Raw genomic sequence first — 17,176 nt, 5'->3', positions numbered from 1 at the left:
TTCACCGACTTCATTGGAACTGAGGAGACCTCCTTACCCAATCGGGACATTGATCGTTACCATAAACTTTCTGACTCCAAGGGCAGTAGGCAGTAATCATACCCATACTTCCCCTTCCGTCCTTCAGATCACGATAGTTTACAACAGCTTTCATTTCCCTCCTCTCAACCGGCTTACAGCTAAAGATCGTCGCCCCACATTGAATCCGATCAATTGGAAGCCAATAAACATGGGTAGTGCCTTCTCGCTTTATGTTTGGAGCAGCCTGTGTTACATATTTCGCAGCTTTAATACTCAGCAAATGCTTATTTTCTATTTTGTTTTTTGCAAACCGCTGGAGAATTACCTGCTTGCCATCTATACTTATCCAAGAAGCCATAATATCGTAATCCCCAGGATTCCCCACTACCCCAGCCAAGGGGCTATGAAATATATTTCCAGAAGGAACTTGCCCCACAAGATCCATGAGGGCGGCGGGATTTAGTGTTCCGGAAAATCAAAGTTTTTCAAATTTTTCACAGCGGGAAAATTATTCAACGATAGACGCGGAAGCCACTTGCGGCTCAGCAAAAATCATAGCTACAGCCACAATGACACCGATGAAATAATTTTTCCTCATGGAACAAAAATACATGCACGCCGCGACCGCATCTATAGATTTCCTATGCAATAAGTCAGATAAAATCTATAATGAAACCCGCTTTCCTATGCTAGTCACATCACAGGAAAGCGGGTACCTATCACAAGCCCACGGCTTTTCTAGTGGTGGTGATGCCCCTCGGCGGAGGCTTCCTCCTCCTTGGGCTTCTCCACCACGGAGGCCTCCGTGGTGAGAACCATGCGCGCCACAGAAGCAGCGTTCACCACGGCGGAGTGGGTCACCTTCACCGGGTCAATAATGCCCTGCTCGATGAGGTTGCCGTACTCCAAAGTGGCGGCGTTAAAGCCCTCGCCGTTGGCGCGCTCGGCGGTGCGAGCCACCACCACGGCGCCGTCCAGGCCCGCGTTCTCAGCGATCCAGTAGGCGGGCTTCACCAGTGCACGGGAAAGGGCCAGCACGCCGGTCTTGGCCTCACCCTCGAACTGCTCGGCAAAGGCCTCCAGTTCGTGCGCGATCTGCACGAGCACGGAGCCACCACCGGCGATGATGCCCTCTTGCACGGCGGCGCGGGCGGCGTTGATGGCGTCCTCCACGCGCAGCTTGCGCTCGCCTACCTCGGTCTCGGTGGCGGCGCCCACCTTAATCACGGCCACGCCACCGGAGAGCTTGGCCAGGCGCTCCTCGGCCTTCTCCTTGTCCCAGGTGGAGTCGGTGTTTTCGATCTCGCGGCGGATCTGCTCGCGGCGGTTGTCCAGCGCCTCGGCGGTACCGGCGCCGTCCACGATCACCGTCTGGTCCTTGGTGATCGTCACGCGGCGGGCGGCACCCAGCACTTCGGTGCCGGACTCGGAGAGGTTCACGCCCACCTCCGGGTCTACCACGGTGGCCCCGGTGACCACGGCGAGGTCATCCATGAAGGCCTTGCGGCGTTCCCCGAAGTAGGGGGACTTCACGGCGGCGACCTTGATGGTCTTGCGCAGGGAGTTCACCACGAGGGCCTGAAGGGGCTCGCCCTCGATGTCCTCGGCAATGATGAGCGCCTGCTTGCCCGATTCCGCGATCTTTTCCAGGATCGGCAGGAAGTCCGGCAGGGAGGAGATCTTGTTGCGCACCAGGAGCACCGCGGCGTCCTCTAGAATCGCCTGCTGCGCCTCGGTGTCGGTGATGAAGTACGGGGAGAGGAAGCCCTTATCAAAGGAAACGCCCTCGGTGACGTCCAAGGAGGACTCGATGGAGGTGGATTCCTCCACCGTCACCACGCCGTCCTTGCCCACCTTCTCCATCGCGCCGGAGACCATCTCACCGATGACCTCATCGCGGGAGGAAACGGTAGCCACGTTGACCACGTCTTTAGCCGCAGAGACCTCGGTGGCGCGAGCCTTCAGCTCTTCTACGACCTTCTCCACGCCAGCGGAGATGCCTCGGTTGAGCTCGATGGGGTTGGCACCGGCGGCCACGTTGCGCAGACCCTCGGTGATGAGGGCCTGAGCCAGCAGGGTGGCGGTGGTGGTGCCATCACCGGCGATGTCGTTGGTCTTGATCGCCACGGACTTCACCAGTTGCGCGCCGAGGTTTTCAAAGGGGTCCTCAACGTCGATGTCACGGGCGATGGTCACGCCGTCGTTGGTCACGGTGGGGCCGCCAAAGGCCTTATCCAGCACCACGTTGCGGCCGCGGGGGCCAAGGGTGACCTTCACGGCGTCGGCAAGCGTATCGACGCCGCGCAGGATACCCTCGCGGGCCTCCTGGTCAAATGCAATCAGCTTTGCCATGCTTTATCCCCTACTTGCTGACGACGGCGAGGACGTCGCGCGCGGAGAGAATGAGGTACTCCTGGCCCTCGTACTTAATCTCGGTGCCGCCGTAGCGGGAGAAGATCACGGTGTCGCCCTCCTTGACGTCCACGGGGATGCGCTCGCCCTTCTCATCAAAGCGGCCCGCACCCACGGCAATCACGGTGGCCTCCTGGGGCTTTTCCTTGGCGGAGTCCGGGATGACCAGGCCGGAAGCGGTGGTGGTCTCGGCCTCCACGATCTGAACCAGGATGCGATCCTCAAGCGGGGTGATGTTCACGTTTGCCACTGTTATTCCTCCATATGGGAAGTGCTTATTGATTGTGCCGGTTGTGTATGGCCAGCACAGCCGTCGTCGCGGGTGAACAACTGTGTGTCTGACAACCTGACTGGCACTCTACCCCCGTGAGTGCCAGCGTTCAAGCATTCTCATCCCAAAATGGCCCCGCCGCCACGCCCATGCGCTAAAGTTTGAAAAAACCATTCACCGGATAGAAACGGTTTCGCCCATGACCGCCACGCCCCCAACCCAGCCGCAGGAACTGCAACGGCACCTCACCAATCGCCATATTCAGCTCATAGCCATCGGCGGTGCCATCGGCACCGGCCTCTTCATGGGCTCCGGCAAGACGATCTCGCTGGCGGGACCCTCTATCCTCCTGGTGTACGCCATCATCGGCCTTGCCCTGTTCATGTTCATGCGGTGCATGGCGGAACTGCTCCTGGCGAACCCGGAGTTCCACAGCTTCTCCGACATCGCCCACAAGTACCTGGGCGCCTGGGCCAGCTTCGCCGTGAGCTGGACGTACTGGCTGTGCTGGATCGTCACCGCCGTGGCCGACCTCGTGGCCATCACCGGGTATTTCCGCTTCTGGTGGCCCGATCTCTCGATGTGGTTCCCCATTCTGGGCACCATCGCCCTGCTGTTTTTCCTCAACGCGCTCACCGTGAAGGCCTTTGGTGAAACCGAGTTCTGGTTTGCCCTCATCAAGATCATTGCCATCGTGGTGCTCATCATCGTGGGTATCGTGTTGATCTGCCTGGGCCACGCCAATCAATCCGGCTCCCACGCCGCCGTGGAGAACCTCTGGGCTCACGGCGGTATCTTCCCCAATGGCTTCGGAGGCTTCGTCACCGGATTCCAGATCGCCCTCTTTGCCTTCGTGGGCGTCGAGCTCGTGGGCACCGCCGTGGCGGAAACCAAGGACCCCGAGAAGGTGCTACCCAAGGCCGTGAACACCATTCCCTTCCGCATCGGGCTGTTCTACATCGGCTCCCTGGCCGTCATTATGATGGTCACGCCGTGGAATGAGATCGTCCCGGAGAACTCCCCCTTCGTCACCATGTTCGCGCTCACTGGAATCCCGGCGGCGGCCACCATCATCAACCTCGTGGTGATTACCTCCGCGGCCTCCTCGGCCAACTCCGGCATTTATTCCACCTCCCGCATGGTCTACGGGCTGGCTCAAAAGGGCCTGGCACACCGCGTATTCGGCAAGCTCTCCTCGCGCCACGTGCCGCTCAACGCGCTCTTCCTCTCCTGCGCTTTCCTTTTCTCCGCGCTCATCATCATGGCCGTGGGCGATAGCGTGATCGAGGCCTTCACTATGGTCACCTCCATGTCCGCCACCCTCTTCGTGGCGGTGTGGACAGCGATCATCTGGTCCTACCTCAACTATCGACGCCGCGAGCCCGCCGCCCACGGTGCCTCTAAGTTCCGCGCCCCCGGTGGCACCGGCACGGCCATCGGCCTGCTCGTATTCTTTGCGCTCATGTGCGCGGCCCTGGCCTCGGCGGCGGATACCCGTGGCGGGCTCATCGCGGCGCTGGCGTGGGTGGCCGCCATTTGCGTGGCAGGCGTGCTGCAACAGCGCAGGATGGCCCGCAGCGCCTAGCAGCGCTTAAGGGGCAGACTCATGATGACCTTGCCCTGCTCACCCTCTTTGCCCTGAGTACGGCTGTGCGGGCGGAAGCCCAGTTTCTCCTGTACCCGCTGTGATTGAGCATTATCGGCGTTGGAGCTACACCACAGCACCGTGATTCCCTGTTCCTCCACCGCATAACGGATAAGGCGGCGGGCGGCCTCGTGCATAATTCCCTGGCCCCAATAAGGAACGCCCACCCAATAGCCAAGCTCGGCCTCATCGGGGCTATCGGTGAGCTCGGTGGCGCTGCCGGTATGCAAAGAGATGGAACCAATCGGCAGGCCCGTCTCCTTAAGCACGATGGCGTAGGTCCCCGGCTCGCTCAATACTCCCGCGATGCTTGCGCGGCTATCTTCCACGCTCTCGTGCACCGGCCAGCCCGCCCGCGGCCCCACGAGAGGATCAGAGGCGTAGCGGAATAGTTCCGCACTATCTTCTTCCTGCCACGGACGCAGAATCAACCGCTTAGTTTCCATCAATTACTCCTAGTGGTACTCGCGCCCGCTCCCGCATGAGCATGATCGCCGGTATCCCGGCCAGGGCGCACAGAATGGCCGCGTAGTAGGCAGGAGCGAGGGGATTGCCGGTGCTATCCATCAGCCAGGTCACGATCATCGGGGAGAACCCACCGAAGAGCGCTACCGCCAGGTTATAGCCAATGGCCATACCGGAAAAGCGCCCGGAGGCTGAGAACTGCTCTGGAACCGCAGAGGCCGCCACCGCCGACCATCCCGCCGCCGGGATAGCCAGCACCGCTATACCGATGAGGGCCAACTGCGTGCTCGCTCCCTGGAAAAGCAGATAGGCCGGTATCGCCCCGCCCACGGCGAGAAGGCCGATGAGCACAAAGCAGATTCGCCGACCATAGCGATCTGCCGCTAGGCCCACGAAGGGGGTCACAGCGATGACCACCACGGCGGCCAAGGCTCCCAAGAAAAGCGACTCCGAGGTATCAAAATCCGTGGCCTCATCGAGGTACGAGGGCACATAGGTGATGTTGAGGAAGTACGTGGCCGAGCCCACCGTAGAGATGAGAAAAGCCACGAGAACCGCGCGGGGATGAGTGCGCAGCACCTCAATCAGCGGGGACGCGGGCTGCTTCTTTTCCTGCTGTTCGTTAAAAGAATCCGTTTCTACCATGAGCCTGCGCAGCGGAATCATGGCCGCGGCCAAGAGACCACCGATGATAAAAAGCAGCCGCCAGCCCCACCCCTGCATATTCTCGGGCGAAAGTACGGCGGCCAATCCCGCGCTGAGCCCCACCGCTAAGAGTCCTCCCACCTCGGAGTTTGCGGCAGCCCAACTCGCGGCAAAACCACGGCGATCATCGCGGGCGGATTCCATCAAATACACCATAATTCCGGTGTATTCCGCCCCCACGGAAAATCCCGCCAGACAACGCAGCAGCACCACTCCCGCGGCGGCCCATCCTCCCATCACCTCATGCGTGGGCATGAGCGCAATGCCGAACATAGATATTGCCATGAGACCTGCGGAAATAACCAAGGCCTGCCGCCTGCCCAGGCGATCTCCAATGTGCCCAAAGACCATCGCACCCAGGGGCCTAAAGAGAAAACCCACCGCCCCCGTGGCGAGTGATAGAAGAAAAGACCCCTCGTAGGGCGCATAAAAAGCTACGGCAAGATACGTGGAAACATAAAAGAAAAGGGAGAAGTCATACCACTCCACCACCGTGCCGAAAGCGGCCACCGCCATAGATCGACGGCGGGGACTACGCAGCAGGTTTCCAACCATAGTGGCCAAGGGTAGCCCCTCGGCCACGCTCATACGCTAAATATTTCCCGCAGCGGCCTTCCACAGGGCGTATTCCTCCGGGTAATCCTCGCTATAGGCCTGGGCCGCGCGCACAATCTCCCCGGCGGCATCGAGGTTTTCCTCCGTGACATCGCTGCCATCGGCGCGCACGCATACGACGTCGCCAACGAGCGCCTTGGTGGGATCGGCAAAGAAAGCCGGGTTACCGGTGGACTGCTGATTGCGTGCCATCGACGCCGCCGGGTTGGGCGCACCGGCGTCCTCCACCGGGTAGGCCACAAAAGGCGTGGATTCGTCCAGGTATACGGGCGTGGCCTCGGCCTCGCGCAGCTCACTCAGTTCCACCGCCACGGCGCGGAAAGTGAAGTCCGGGGTGATAAGGATTCCTTGGGTCACTCTTGCGATGCTAAAGCCTTCGCCTCACGCTGGCTATAGATGCCACCAAGATTTCACGCGCTGTTTACCCTCCGTATCCTTTAGAGCACCTCACCGCTGTACTTGCCCGAGCGCATGCGCGACCACGCCACGTACAGGCCCGCCACTCCACCAAGAGCCCAAGCAATAGCTATCGACGCCTCCGCCACCAGCGGCCACGCGCTCGCCTGCCCCGAGGTGGCGTCGCGCAGCCACTGCACCAACCACGTGCCCGGTAGCACGGCGCTCACGGGTTGCAACCAGCCGGGATAGGAGGACAGCGGAGCGATCACCCCGGCGGTGACGGGAAGCAGGGCGCCGAGCACGTTGGCGGCCATGAAGGGATCGCGCCCCGTCAGCGCCACCGCGCAGCAGGCCAAGCCCACGCAGCAGCCCACCAGCACCGCCATGAACACGCCGAGCAGCGCGACACCCAGCACCCGCGCGCTGTGGCTGGGTTCTACGGCCCACACCACCAGGCAGCCCATGGCGGAGGTGAGCAGGGCAATGCCCGCAGGCAGGAAGAGTTTGCCACCCCAATAGGTGAGCGACCACGGTGCCACCGCCAGGGCCTCCTCCACCACGCCGATGCCGCGATCGCGCACCACGGCCCCAACCACCTGGCCCACCACCATGCCCAGGGCGGAAACCACAAAGCCCGCATAGGCCACCGTGGCCGCCCCAGGGACGTCGAAGGAGCGCGCCACCGTCACCAATAACGCAACCTCCAGCAGCGGGATAAAGGCCAGGGTGGTCAGCGCCGTGCCCACGGTGCGCAGCGAGGGCGCGCTGGTGCGAGCCACCCGCAGCGCCACGGCCATTCTGGATTCACGCCACATCAGCCCACCACCTCCAAGGAGGCGCGTACCGTGGCCCGGTGCACCATGCGGTTGAGTAAGAGCACTGCCACCGCGCCCCAGGCCAGGGCCACCGCGCAGGCCACCGGAGCGGAAGCCATATCCCCATCGAGCAGCACCCTGGCCGCCCAGAAGATAGGAATAGCTTTGCCCGCCTGGGCGAACTCCCCGGATACCGCGCCATACCCCACCATGCCGCTGAGCAACACGATGGGAATATTGAGCAGCGGCTCATAGGTGATGGCGTTGGGGGTGAGCACAAAAAGCGGCGCGATGACCACGCTCACCGATACGCAGGAAACCCAGCACAGAACGATCCCCAGCAGCAGAGCCGCACCACCGGGATAGGCCATCTCCGCCCCACTGATAGCCGCACAGACCCAGGCCAATGGAAAGGCCAGCAGCCCAAAGGTGGAACTGGCCGCTACCAGGGGAAAGAGCGCCTTAGCCGGATGATACGGCCCCAAAAGCAGATAGGCCAGCGTGCCCTGAAAGCGCTGAAAACCGATGATTCCCGCAGAAACCGTGCTCACCGCCCACATGCCCACCAGGGCGGAGCGCAGCCACAACTCCCCCTCTGCCACTCCCGCATAGCGAGCGCCGAGGAGCTGCAAAACGAAAATGGACACCGTGGAGGTCACAGCCAATTGCACAAAGTACGGAGTGCGGGCAAAAAGCCGAAAATGAAAATACAAGGCGCGGATAAGAGGCATCATTGCTGCCTCACCAGGGCCAAGTAGCCCTCCTCCAGGCTGGGCGGGCGAGTGACTACATCGTCCAAGTACAGCCCCTTATCCAGGGCCACCTCACTCATGCGGGCCTCCGAATCTCCGATAGACCACGCCACCGTGAACAGGAAGCGCGTATCCACCCGGCGGAAACGCACCTGCGTGACTCCACTCATCGCCTCTATTCCCGTCTGCAAGCGCCGGCACGCCTCCTCCCCCACCTCGGCGTCGAGAGTAAAGGTGGATATGCTCTCTACGCCTGCGGCCTGGGCGATCTCGCGGGCCGTGCCCGATACCCCAATGCGGCCCTTCATCAGCACGTGAATACGGTCGGCCAACTTCTCCATCTCACCCAAAAGATGCGTGGTGAGCACGATGGCCGTGCCGTGCTGGTGAGCGAGGGCGTCGATAAGCGCGGTAATGCCCTCCGCAATGTCGGGGTCCAGGCCGTTGGTGGGCTCGTCGAGAAGGAGGAGTTCGGGCTCATGCAGCAACCCGCGCGCGATGTGCAGGCGCTGCCGCATGCCCCGGGAGTAGTTTTCCACGGGGTCATGCTCCCGGTCCTTTAATTCCACCATGCGCAGCACCTCGTCCACCCGCTTGCGACGCTGCGCGCCGGGCACGCCTAAGATGTCTGCGAAGAAAAGTAGGTTATCGCGCGCCGAGGCGCGCAGGTAGAAGCCGCGTTCCCCGCCAAGCACCACGCCGATGTGGCGACGGGCCCGGCGCGGGTGCGCGGTGACGCTGATACCGCACACCTCCACGCTCCCCGAGGTGGGCGTGAGCAACGTGGAACACACCCGCACGGTGGTGGTTTTCCCCGCCCCGTTGGGGCCGAGCAGGCCCACGATCTCTCCGGCGCCCACGGAAAAACTCACCCCATCGAACACCCGGCGCGAACCCCCGGCGAAGTCTCTGCGCAGGGAATCGACGCGCAGTATGGGCTCGCCCATGAATCACCCCTCAACGAGAAAAGACGGGCATGCACCCGCCTTCAAGGAAACACTATCCCAAAATTATAGTGACCCAACTCTCAAAGTCAATGGCTATATGAGGGGAACCTCCACCTCCAAGGAGGGATCGGTACCCGCACTCAGCCCCGAGGGTTGTGCCCCCTCGTGAATCAACTGCGCGGCCACCGTGGCGATCATCAGCCCGTTATCCGTACACAGTGGGAAGCTGGGCACGCGCAATTCGATCCCGGCCTCCGCGCAGCGCTGCCCTGCAAGCTCCCGCAGCCGGGAATTAGCCGCCACTCCCCCGCCGAGCAGCAGCACCGTGGCACCCACATCCTTACAGGCGCGCACCGCCTTCATAGTGAGCACATCGCACACCGCCTCCTGGAAAGAGGCACACACGTCCTCCACGGAGATCACGCGACCCTCACGCTCGGCGGCCTCCACGTAGCGGGCTACAGCGGTTTTTAGGCCAGAAAAGGAGAAGTCATGCCGGTGGCCGCGCTCCTCGTCCGTGCGCTTGGTCAAACCGCGCGGGAACGCGATGGCCTTGGGGTTGCCCCGGCTGGCCAGCCGATCAATCACCGGGCCACCGGGATAGCCCAGCCCCAGCAGGCGGGCCACTTTGTCATAGGCCTCACCGGCGGCGTCGTCCAGCGTAGAACCCAATTCCTTCATGGGCCTGCCCACGGCCTCCACCTCTAGCAATTGGGTGTGCCCGCCGGAGACCAGCAGCGCCACCGAGTGCGGCAGCGGCGCGCCCTCCAGGTTAGCCACCGCCACGTGCCCGCCCAGGTGATTCACCCCGTAGAAGGGCACGTCCCAGCCCGCTGCATAGCCCTTGGCTGCCGACGCCCCCACCAACAGCGCCCCGGCCAGGCCCGGCCCCACGGTGGCCGCCACGGCGTCGGGACGCTCAATGCCAGCCCTATCCAGTGCCTCCCGCATGACGGGAACCATCGCCTCCAGGTGCGCGCGCGAGGCAATCTCCGGGACGACGCCGCCGAAGCGGGCGTGCTGCTCCATCGAGGAGGCCACCACATTGGCCAATTCCTCCACGCGACCATCGGCGCTCAGGCGCACTATTCCCACGCCGGTTTCATCGCAGGAACTTTCAATACCGAGGATAATCATGATGTTTTAACAGTAGCCTCGCGCATCATCGTGTACGCATCGGCCCCGGAGGGCTGATAGTACCTGGGGCGGGTACCGGTAATGCGGAAACCGCAACTTTCATACAGGCCAATCGCGGGGGCATTATCCGTGCGCACCTCCAAGAACACCGGGGCTCTTAAGCGATCGGCGGTGTGTAAGAGCTGGTCAAAGAGCGCGCGCCCCACACCCTTGCCCTGGTGCGAGGGCGCCACGGCGATGGTGTACACCTCGCACTCGGGATATTCGCGCGGTCCCAGCACCGCCAGGCCCGCATAGCCAATGAGTATCCCCGCTTCGGTCGCGCCCACATAAAAGGAGGAGGGATCGGGTATCTCCTTTTCAAAAGCCTGCACCGGCCAGGGGCTATCTCCGGGAAAAAGAATCTGCTCTAATTCCGCGCAACGCGGGGCATCGGCGGCGCTTAGCCTTCGCAGCTCCACCATTTATTCACCTCCGGGATCGCGGGGGAACGCGGCACCTGCTTGGGTTCCTTGGCATCCGGGCGGCGCAAGTACAAAGGTTGCAGGGGTTCGGGTTTCGCCTGAAGATCGGCCACCGCCACGAGGGAGGCCGGGGTGGGTCCGAGGTGGCTGCGCGGCACCTCCGCCAGGAACTCGGGCAACTTCTCCACCAGGTGTTCCGGGATACTCAGGTGCGCAGGTGTTGCTACCGAGAGCGATTCCGGGGCCACCACATCGGGGCCCTCGGCCCGCTTTCCGTATTCGTAGGTGGCCCAGTAAACCTCGCGGCGGCGGGCGTCGGTAGCCACCAGCGCCGTCGCATGCTCGCGCAACTGGTAGCCGATGGCGTCCAGGGAGCACACCCCGTGTACCGGCAGCCCCAGGGAGTGTCCCAGAGCCTCGGCGGTCACCATGCCCACGCGCAAACCGGTAAAGGGCCCTGGGCCGCAGCCCACCACCATCGCCTGCATTTCCACCAGGCGCAACCCCTCTTCGGCCAGCATCTCCTTGATGGTGGGCACCAGCAGCTCGTTGTGCGCGCGGTTCTCTCGGAAGATGCGCTGCGATACCACGGTGTGCTCGGTGGTATCCACGATCCCCGTCACGAGGTCCGCGGTGGCTGTATCAATGGTGAGAACTAACACGCCACCAAGGATAGCCCGCCGCTACCTCCGGCTATTCCAGGAGCCGCTGGCCCACGTAGGAATCTCCCTCCCGGATACCCGGCGGCACCAGGTAAAGACCCGTGGCGATGTGTTGCAGGTACTCGGTGAGCAGATCCTCCGACATGCGGGAGAGCACCGGGATAAAGTGCGTGCGCGGATCGCGCACATAGGCGATGAAGAACAAACCAGCTTGGAGGCGCCCCAGCTCCGTGAGTCCCTCGGTGTAGTTATAACCCCGGCGCAACATGCGCACTCCGTTGTTATGCGCGGGGTGCACGGTGGACAAATGGGAGTGGACATCAATGCCGCCGTGGTTAAAGTCCGGCGCTTCAAACTCCGAACCACCCGACATCGGCCCGCCCTCGATCTTCTCGCGCCCGATGATGCGCTGCTGCTCCGAGAGAATCAGCTCATCCCACACCTCCATCATCATATGAATCTTGCGCACGCACAGATACGTTCCACCGGCAGCCCAGGCCCCGCTCTCATCGCCGGACTGTATCCACAGGTGCTCGTTGAGCTCCGCCGCAGAATCCTCCGCCTTGATATTGGCGGTGCCGTCCTTAAAACCAAAGAGATTCCGGGGTGTTTCTTGTTCCGTGGAGGTAGAGGCCGTGCGCCCATAACCCACCTGCATCCACCGCACCACCGCCGTGCCAAAAGCCAGGCGCTTGAACTGGTGCATGGCGTGCAGCACCACCATCGGATCTTCGGCGCAAATCTGAATCACCAGATCCCCATGCGAGCGCTCTTCCTCAATCTTCTCCGCCGCCATGCGGGGAATCCCCTGTTGCAGGGGCTCCGGGCACCGCTGCTCTAGGCCAAAGGACTCTTTAAACAGGCTGGCCCCAAAGCCAAAGGTGATCGTGAGCCTCGCGGCCTCCAACCCCAGCGCCTCCCCCGTATCATCCGGGGGCACATCATCGCGCGCCTTCGGTGTATTCACCGGCTCCCCCGCCTGCATGCGCTCTGCCGCCAGCGTCCACTTTTCTAGCAACGCCACCAGGTCTTCCCGGCGCGTACCCACCATGTCAAAGGCCACCATGAGCATCTGCTGCTGCGCGGGGGTGAGGATTCCCGATTGATGCTCCCCGCGGAACTCCACTGTTTGCTCCGCATGGCTTATCGACGCACCCCGCCCCAGGGCGAATCCGCCCAAGGCGGTACCGGCACTCATGCCGGTACCCAGGAGCATGGCGCGACGGCTGATCTTGGGGGACATTAGACAATGGCCTCGGTGAGCGTAGCCAGCGGCACCCGCAGCGCATCCACCAAGTTGGAGAGTTCGCGGCGAGCCTTCTCATCCAGGGAGTCATAGGAAACGAACCCCTCGCTCTCGCGGTGAGTATCCAGCGCCTTTTGCAGGGCCTCAAAGCGAGCCGTGATCGTATTCGCCAACTCCTCATCGTTGCGCTGCGCCAAAGCCTCCACCGTGCCATAGGCCACCCGGGCGCCCTCGACATTGCCCTGGAAGTCATAGAGATCCGTGTGGCTAAAGGCTTCTTCCTCACCCGTGATCTTGGTGGTGGCCACCTCTTCCAGCAGAGCGATGGCGCCATTGGAAATATCCGCGATGGTCACGGAGAAGTCCGGGGAATACACCAGGTCATAAAGCTCCTGGGTATCGGATACCAGGCGATCCGCCAGTTCGGTTCGCCCTTGGGCGTCCTCCCCCTCGTATCCCTCGGGGCGCCACAGATCCTTTTCGATGCGGTGCCAGCCCGTCCAGGGGCGCTCGCCCGCCTCCTCCGAGGCCTGGTGATCGGCCTCGCGCTCATCCAGGGCGGGATCGAGGTCACCAAAGGCCTCCGCGGTCGGCTCAATCCGCTCATAGAACAAGCGGCTGGGAGCATAGGCCTCGCGGGCTGCTTGTTCGTCTCCGGCGCGGTAGAGATCCGCAAAATCCTTCGTGGCGGCGAGCAATTGCCCCACCTGATCGCGCGTATAGGCGGTGTAATTGGTCACCGCGGCGTCAATGAGTTCCTTCTCATCGGCGGATACCTCTACCGCCTCGCCCTGGGTGACGGTGAAGTCCCGGACATCCACCAAGGCCCCCACCATATTCTTCTTGCACGCCGTGACGTAGTTGCCCGGTTCCAGCAACACCGTGTAGTCCGTGCTCGTGCCCGGACCGAGGTTTTCCCGCTCGCCCACAATCCGCAGCCGATCTTCCGCCAGCACCTCAAACTCATTGCGCACCGTGCCCTCATTGCGCAGGTGGAAGGTCACCCGGCCAGAGGGAGTCTCCGCCGTGGATACCTCGCAGGTGTCATCGGTGATTTTGACCTCGATGGTCTCCTGAGCGTTCGATACCTCCTCGGGGTCATTAGCCACGCACGCACCCAACGCCACGGCGGGCACCAAAACCGGAATCACACGCACAAACTTCATAACTCAAGACCTCTCTTTTGCTGCGGGCGCTGCCTTCGTAACGGCGCTGTTGCTAGCCGTGCTGTTGCTAGGAGCGTTATTGGTGGCGCTGTTAACGGCGCCGTTCTTGCGGGCAGCGCTGCCCTGTGATCGGTGCTGCTGCCACCAGAACAAGGGCAGCACTATGAGGAGATAGGAAACCCAACCCACCACCTGCACCACGGTGGGGGCGAGATTGACGTTGAACATGGCCTCAGCCAGCACAAACCACCATGCTCCGGGGTGAACGCCAGGAATGTGACCATCAAAGTAAGGCGAAAGATCATACGCACTCACGCCCCAACCGGGGATAACACCGGCCTCCTGAAGGTCCCCGAGACCATAGGACACGATTCCGGCCGCCACAACAATGAGGAGGTAGCCGGTAAGGGTGAAAAAGCGCCCCAGATTAATCCGCGCCGTTCCCCGATACACCAACCAACCAATCAACACCGCGACCAACAGGCCAGAGATCACGCCGAGCGTAGGTTGCCAGAGCCCGCCGTCAGCGGTGGCACGCACGGTGGCCCACACGAAGATGGCGGTTTCTAGCCCTTCGCGGCCCACGCTAATCACGGCTATCCACACGATGCCCCAGCCCGAGGAATTGTTCAGCGCCGTGGCCGTCTGCTCATTCAAACTCTTGCTGAGCTCCCGCGAGTTCTGGGACATCCACAGAACCATCCCGGTAATCATCGCCACGGCCACGAGGGAAAGCAGACCGCCAAGAATCTCCTGAGCCTGGAAGGTCAGCGTGTACGGCCCCCACGTCATCAACGCTCCTGCGAGCAGCGGTACGAAGGCCGCCAACGCCACGCCCAACCACAAGCGCGGCAGAACATCGCGTCGATCCATCTTGACCAAGCTAGCCACCAAGATCCCCACGATGAGGGAGGCCTCTACCCCCTCGCGCAGAGCGATAAGAAAATTAGCAAGGAACACTCCACCCTCCGCCTTTCCCGGTCTATACCGAGAGAGGCCCTGGACAGATCCCCTCTCCCCCACAAAAGTTAGCCCTGCCTTTCCTGAGAGGTCAATGGGATAACCCCACCATTTACCCCCACATGAGCGCTATCTCACAGGAAGAATACAGACTACTTTCATCCCTCGAGTGCAAGCACTAAAAATACGACCAGAACTGCACCACAATAGCCACCCCGATGACCACCAACCACAGCAGGGCGATCAACAGCTTCCAACGATCAAAACCGCGGATAAAGGCAGAACCAGCCCCCTGGCCCGAATCCCCATAAGTTCGCAGATTAAAGGCCGTGACGTACACAAAAAGCACGATGCTCACCGCCCACACCCCCATGCAGTAAGGGCACAGAGCATTAATCACGTACACCGCCTGCACGAACAGCCAATGCACAAAAAGCACCGCAAAGGTCATCCCCGCCTGTGCCCCGAACCAGAACCAACCGGCAAAACGACCCCCTGCGGCCACCGCCGCTCCGATGAGGGCCACCATGCCAAAGCCTACGAGCCCGATGAGCGGATTCGGGATACCAAAGGCCGCCGCCTGCACGGAGCGCATCACGTTGCCGCAGGAAACCACAGCGCTGAGATCACAAGTGGTGGTGTAAGAAGGGTCCTCCGCCAGCTTCATCTTCTCCACCATGATGATGCCAGAGAGCACGATCCCCACGATTCCACCCAGCACATACAACCAGCCCCAGCCGACAGAGGGTGCCTCCCCCCGCTGTACATCGCGGGCTTCTACCGCCTCTGCCGTAGCCATCACGCTTCCATCCTTTTCTTTCCGCGCACTATTACTGACCTCATCTTAGGCCCCACCACGCCACTGCCACGATATGATCCTGGCTTCAGAATCGGGGTCCTCCTCCACCGCCGTGGTGCGATCGAGGTGCAGCCACAGGTACTCCCCAGCGATCTGCTCCACGAGGCCGCCACCCCATTCCGCCACCACCACGGCGCTTTCTAACTCAGAATCCAAGTCCAGGGAATCAAGAGCCCCCACCGGATCGGCGGTACCTGCCGCACCTGAACCCGCCTCCTCACCCAAGAGGCGGTAGGCGTCCACATGAATGAGCGCGGGACCACCCTGCGGGTGGCGGTGCTCCCGCGCAATGGTAAACGTCGGGGAGGTAACCCTCCCGCGCACCCCCATCCCACGGGCGATCCCCTGCGTCAGCGTGGTTTTACCAGCGCCCAGGGGGCCGTCGAGAAGCACCACATCACCGGCCTCCAAAGCCGCTCCCAGCTGCTCTCCGAGGGCCTGGGTATCCTCAGCCTGCTCGCAACGCAGCGAGCCCTGCGCCGGAAAACTCTCCCTCACCGCTCTACCTCCTGCACATAAACCCGCTGTGTGCGGCGCCTCGGCCCGCACACCACCTCGTAATTAATCGTCCCGACGCGCTGCGCTAGTTCCGTGGCACTCATGCCGCCCTGGCCAAAAATCACCGCCTCGTCCCCGGCGGAAACTCCGTGTTCATTTGTACCCAGCCACACCAGAAATTGATCCATGCACACCCGGCCCACCTGTGGATAACGCCGGTTATCCACAGTCACCTCCACGTGGCCTTGACAATAACGCGGCAGACCATCGGCATAACCAGCGGGAATCACCGCGAGAAAACCATCGTGAGGGGCACACCAGGTCAAGCCATAGGAGGCGGCCTCCCCCGCGCGCACGGGCTTAACCAGTAGAACCCGGCCCACCCAACTCATCGCCGGAATCAAACCATGATCGCGCTCCGCAACCGGCTCCAAACCATACAAAGCCACCCCCACGCGCACCATCTCGTGGTGCAAATCAGGACGGGTGAGCGCACCGGGAGAATTACACAAGTGATTGACCGGCACCTCTAAACCTCGCTCACGGGCCAGCGCAATAGCCTGCTCAAACCGCGCGGCCTGCTCATCGGTGGCCGGGTCCTCCGGCTCATCGGCGCAGGCCAGGTGGCTCATCAATCCCGTTACCTGGATGAACGGGCAATCCCGGAGCAGATCAAAAACCTCCGCCCAATCCTCCGGGTCCACGCCGCTGCGGTGCATGCCGGTTTCCACTTTTATCGTGGCTTCCGCCGGCTTATCGACGCCCCCTTGCCCTGCTTCCTGTGCGGTGCGGGCGGCGTCGATAAGCACCCGCGCGTGCTCGCGCGAGGGGACCGCCAGGCGTATTCCCCGGTGGATTGCGGCGGAAATGTCCTGCTCCGGTGACCATATCCAGGCCAAAATGGGCGCGGTAATCCCGGCCTCCCGCAGTTCTATGGCCTCCGCAAGCGTGGCCACCCCCAGCTCCTGCGCGCCATTGGCTAGCGCCACGCGGGCCACCTCCACGGCACCGTGGTTGTAGCCATCAGCCTTGACCACGGCTATGAGGCGGGCGGGGGCCACCCAGCGCGCCACCTCGCGGGTGTTATACGCAATAGCCCCCAGATCAATGCGAGCAGTAAGCAGATCCATGAGGATC

General features: G+C 62.2%; 19 protein-coding genes. 1 reads left to right on the top strand and 18 read right to left on the bottom strand.

From position 1 onward, the window contains the following. Positions 1-10: 10 nt before the first annotated feature. The 3 genes from Clow_RS11885 to groES all read right to left on the bottom strand — a co-directional run bounded on the left by Clow_RS11885 (position 11) and on the right by groES (position 2,683). Positions 11-379 (bottom strand): hypothetical protein, encoded by a 369-nt coding sequence (locus Clow_RS11885; RefSeq protein WP_169786560.1) that lies wholly within the window; start codon positions 377-379, stop codon positions 11-13. Positions 380-759: 380 nt separating this feature from the next. Then, the gene (gene groL, locus Clow_RS02465) at positions 760-2,373 is read right to left on the bottom strand and encodes a chaperonin GroEL (RefSeq protein WP_055175730.1); all 1,614 of its coding nucleotides are present in this window, start codon (positions 2,371-2,373) and stop codon (positions 760-762) included. Positions 2,374-2,383: 10 nt separating this feature from the next. Next, positions 2,384-2,683, bottom strand: a complete 300-nt coding sequence (gene groES, locus Clow_RS02460) for a co-chaperone GroES (protein ID WP_055175727.1) — start codon at positions 2,681-2,683, stop codon at positions 2,384-2,386. A gap of 220 nt (positions 2,684-2,903) precedes the next feature. On the opposite strand from groES, the gene Clow_RS02455 reads away from it, so the two are divergent. Beyond that, positions 2,904-4,289, top strand: coding sequence for an amino acid permease (locus Clow_RS02455; protein ID WP_055175725.1), 1,386 nt, complete (start codon positions 2,904-2,906; stop codon positions 4,287-4,289). Here the strand turns inward: Clow_RS02455 and Clow_RS02450 are convergent. The 15 genes from Clow_RS02450 to alr all read right to left on the bottom strand — a co-directional run bounded on the left by Clow_RS02450 (position 4,286) and on the right by alr (position 17,169). Then, positions 4,286-4,795 (bottom strand): GNAT family N-acetyltransferase, encoded by a 510-nt coding sequence (locus tag Clow_RS02450; RefSeq protein ID WP_055175722.1) that lies wholly within the window; start codon positions 4,793-4,795, stop codon positions 4,286-4,288. The two genes, Clow_RS02455 and Clow_RS02450, sit on opposite strands and share 4 nt — an antisense overlap. Beyond that, positions 4,785-6,074: an MFS transporter gene (locus tag Clow_RS02445; RefSeq protein ID WP_069724563.1), complete on the bottom strand. Its 1,290-nt coding sequence runs from the start codon at positions 6,072-6,074 to the stop codon at positions 4,785-4,787. The genes Clow_RS02450 and Clow_RS02445 overlap by 11 nt, the downstream gene beginning before the upstream one ends. A 36-nt stretch (positions 6,075-6,110) precedes the next feature. Next, positions 6,111-6,491 (bottom strand): hypothetical protein, encoded by a 381-nt coding sequence (locus tag Clow_RS02440; RefSeq protein WP_069724550.1) that lies wholly within the window; start codon positions 6,489-6,491, stop codon positions 6,111-6,113. Positions 6,492-6,571: 80 nt separating this feature from the next. After that, positions 6,572-7,348 carry an ABC transporter permease gene (locus Clow_RS02435; protein ID WP_055175710.1) on the bottom strand — a complete coding sequence of 259 codons (777 nt, stop codon included), beginning with the start codon at positions 7,346-7,348 and terminating at the stop codon, positions 6,572-6,574. Beyond that, on the bottom strand, positions 7,348-8,082 hold the full coding sequence (locus Clow_RS02430; RefSeq protein ID WP_069724549.1) for a hypothetical protein: 735 nt from the start codon (positions 8,080-8,082) through the stop codon (positions 7,348-7,350). Before Clow_RS02430 ends, Clow_RS02435 begins: the two co-directional genes overlap by 1 nt. After that, on the bottom strand, positions 8,079-9,047 hold the full coding sequence (locus Clow_RS02425) for an ABC transporter ATP-binding protein (RefSeq protein WP_055175704.1): 969 nt from the start codon (positions 9,045-9,047) through the stop codon (positions 8,079-8,081). The genes Clow_RS02430 and Clow_RS02425 overlap by 4 nt, the downstream gene beginning before the upstream one ends. 93 nt (positions 9,048-9,140) lie before the next feature. Next, entirely contained in the window at positions 9,141-10,184 is a 1,044-nt protein-coding gene (gene tsaD, locus Clow_RS02420; protein ID WP_055175701.1) for a tRNA (adenosine(37)-N6)-threonylcarbamoyltransferase complex transferase subunit TsaD, read from the bottom strand. Continuing rightward, the gene (gene rimI / locus Clow_RS02415) at positions 10,181-10,648 is read right to left on the bottom strand and encodes a ribosomal protein S18-alanine N-acetyltransferase (protein ID WP_055175698.1); all 468 of its coding nucleotides are present in this window, start codon (positions 10,646-10,648) and stop codon (positions 10,181-10,183) included. Before rimI ends, tsaD begins: the two co-directional genes overlap by 4 nt. Beyond that, positions 10,627-11,310 carry a tRNA (adenosine(37)-N6)-threonylcarbamoyltransferase complex dimerization subunit type 1 TsaB gene (gene tsaB, locus Clow_RS02410; protein WP_055175696.1) on the bottom strand — a complete coding sequence of 228 codons (684 nt, stop codon included), beginning with the start codon at positions 11,308-11,310 and terminating at the stop codon, positions 10,627-10,629. The genes rimI and tsaB overlap by 22 nt, the downstream gene beginning before the upstream one ends. A 31-nt stretch (positions 11,311-11,341) precedes the next feature. Further along, the gene (locus Clow_RS02405) at positions 11,342-12,553 is read right to left on the bottom strand and encodes a Dyp-type peroxidase (RefSeq protein WP_055175693.1); all 1,212 of its coding nucleotides are present in this window, start codon (positions 12,551-12,553) and stop codon (positions 11,342-11,344) included. Beyond that, positions 12,553-13,722, bottom strand: coding sequence for an iron uptake system protein EfeO (gene efeO / locus Clow_RS02400; RefSeq protein WP_055175690.1), 1,170 nt, complete (start codon positions 13,720-13,722; stop codon positions 12,553-12,555). Before efeO ends, Clow_RS02405 begins: the two co-directional genes overlap by 1 nt. Before the next feature lie 3 nt (positions 13,723-13,725). Continuing rightward, complete coding sequence (gene efeU / locus Clow_RS02395) at positions 13,726-14,682, bottom strand: iron uptake transporter permease EfeU (protein ID WP_055175687.1); 957 nt, start codon at positions 14,680-14,682, stop codon at positions 13,726-13,728. 178 nt (positions 14,683-14,860) lie between these two features. Continuing rightward, positions 14,861-15,481: a vitamin K epoxide reductase family protein gene (locus Clow_RS02390; RefSeq protein ID WP_055175685.1), complete on the bottom strand. Its 621-nt coding sequence runs from the start codon at positions 15,479-15,481 to the stop codon at positions 14,861-14,863. A 45-nt stretch (positions 15,482-15,526) separates the two neighbouring features. Then, on the bottom strand, positions 15,527-16,039 hold the full coding sequence (gene tsaE, locus Clow_RS02385; protein ID WP_055175681.1) for a tRNA (adenosine(37)-N6)-threonylcarbamoyltransferase complex ATPase subunit type 1 TsaE: 513 nt from the start codon (positions 16,037-16,039) through the stop codon (positions 15,527-15,529). Next, a complete protein-coding gene (gene alr / locus Clow_RS02380) occupies positions 16,036-17,169 on the bottom strand; it encodes an alanine racemase (RefSeq protein WP_055175678.1) in 1,134 nt (377 codons plus the stop codon). The genes tsaE and alr overlap by 4 nt, the downstream gene beginning before the upstream one ends. Positions 17,170-17,176 lie beyond the last annotated feature (7 nt).

It is taken from the genome of Corynebacterium lowii, from assembly GCF_001412085.1.
GTDB classification, from domain to species: domain Bacteria; phylum Actinomycetota; class Actinomycetes; order Mycobacteriales; family Mycobacteriaceae; genus Corynebacterium; species Corynebacterium lowii.
Note: the sequence above shows the minus strand (reverse complement) of the source record. Positions and strands in the feature narration are given on the sequence as shown.

Excerpts from the sequence above, each read along its gene's own strand:
- Clow_RS02425 (WP_055175704.1), bottom strand. The coding sequence starts at position 9,047 with ATGGGCGAGCCCATACTGCGCGTCGATTCCCTGCGCAGAGACTTCGCC.
- groL (WP_055175730.1), bottom strand. The coding sequence starts at position 2,373 with ATGGCAAAGCTGATTGCATTTGACCAGGAGGCCCGCGAGGGTATCCTG.
- alr (WP_055175678.1), bottom strand. The coding sequence starts at position 17,169 with ATGGATCTGCTTACTGCTCGCATTGATCTGGGGGCTATTGCGTATAAC.
- Clow_RS02435 (WP_055175710.1), bottom strand. The coding sequence starts at position 7,348 with ATGTGGCGTGAATCCAGAATGGCCGTGGCGCTGCGGGTGGCTCGCACC.
- Clow_RS02455 (WP_055175725.1), top strand. The coding sequence starts at position 2,904 with ATGACCGCCACGCCCCCAACCCAGCCGCAGGAACTGCAACGGCACCTC.
- Clow_RS02445 (WP_069724563.1), bottom strand. The coding sequence starts at position 6,074 with ATGGTTGGAAACCTGCTGCGTAGTCCCCGCCGTCGATCTATGGCGGTG.
- Clow_RS02430 (WP_069724549.1), bottom strand. The coding sequence starts at position 8,082 with ATGATGCCTCTTATCCGCGCCTTGTATTTTCATTTTCGGCTTTTTGCC.
- Clow_RS11885 (WP_169786560.1), bottom strand. The coding sequence starts at position 379 with ATGGCTTCTTGGATAAGTATAGATGGCAAGCAGGTAATTCTCCAGCGG.
- rimI (WP_055175698.1), bottom strand. The coding sequence starts at position 10,648 with ATGGTGGAGCTGCGAAGGCTAAGCGCCGCCGATGCCCCGCGTTGCGCG.
- Clow_RS02405 (WP_055175693.1), bottom strand. The coding sequence starts at position 12,553 with ATGTCCCCCAAGATCAGCCGTCGCGCCATGCTCCTGGGTACCGGCATG.
- Clow_RS02390 (WP_055175685.1), bottom strand. The coding sequence starts at position 15,481 with ATGGCTACGGCAGAGGCGGTAGAAGCCCGCGATGTACAGCGGGGGGAG.
- efeO (WP_055175690.1), bottom strand. The coding sequence starts at position 13,722 with ATGAAGTTTGTGCGTGTGATTCCGGTTTTGGTGCCCGCCGTGGCGTTG.
- Clow_RS02450 (WP_055175722.1), bottom strand. The coding sequence starts at position 4,795 with ATGGAAACTAAGCGGTTGATTCTGCGTCCGTGGCAGGAAGAAGATAGT.
- tsaD (WP_055175701.1), bottom strand. The coding sequence starts at position 10,184 with ATGATTATCCTCGGTATTGAAAGTTCCTGCGATGAAACCGGCGTGGGA.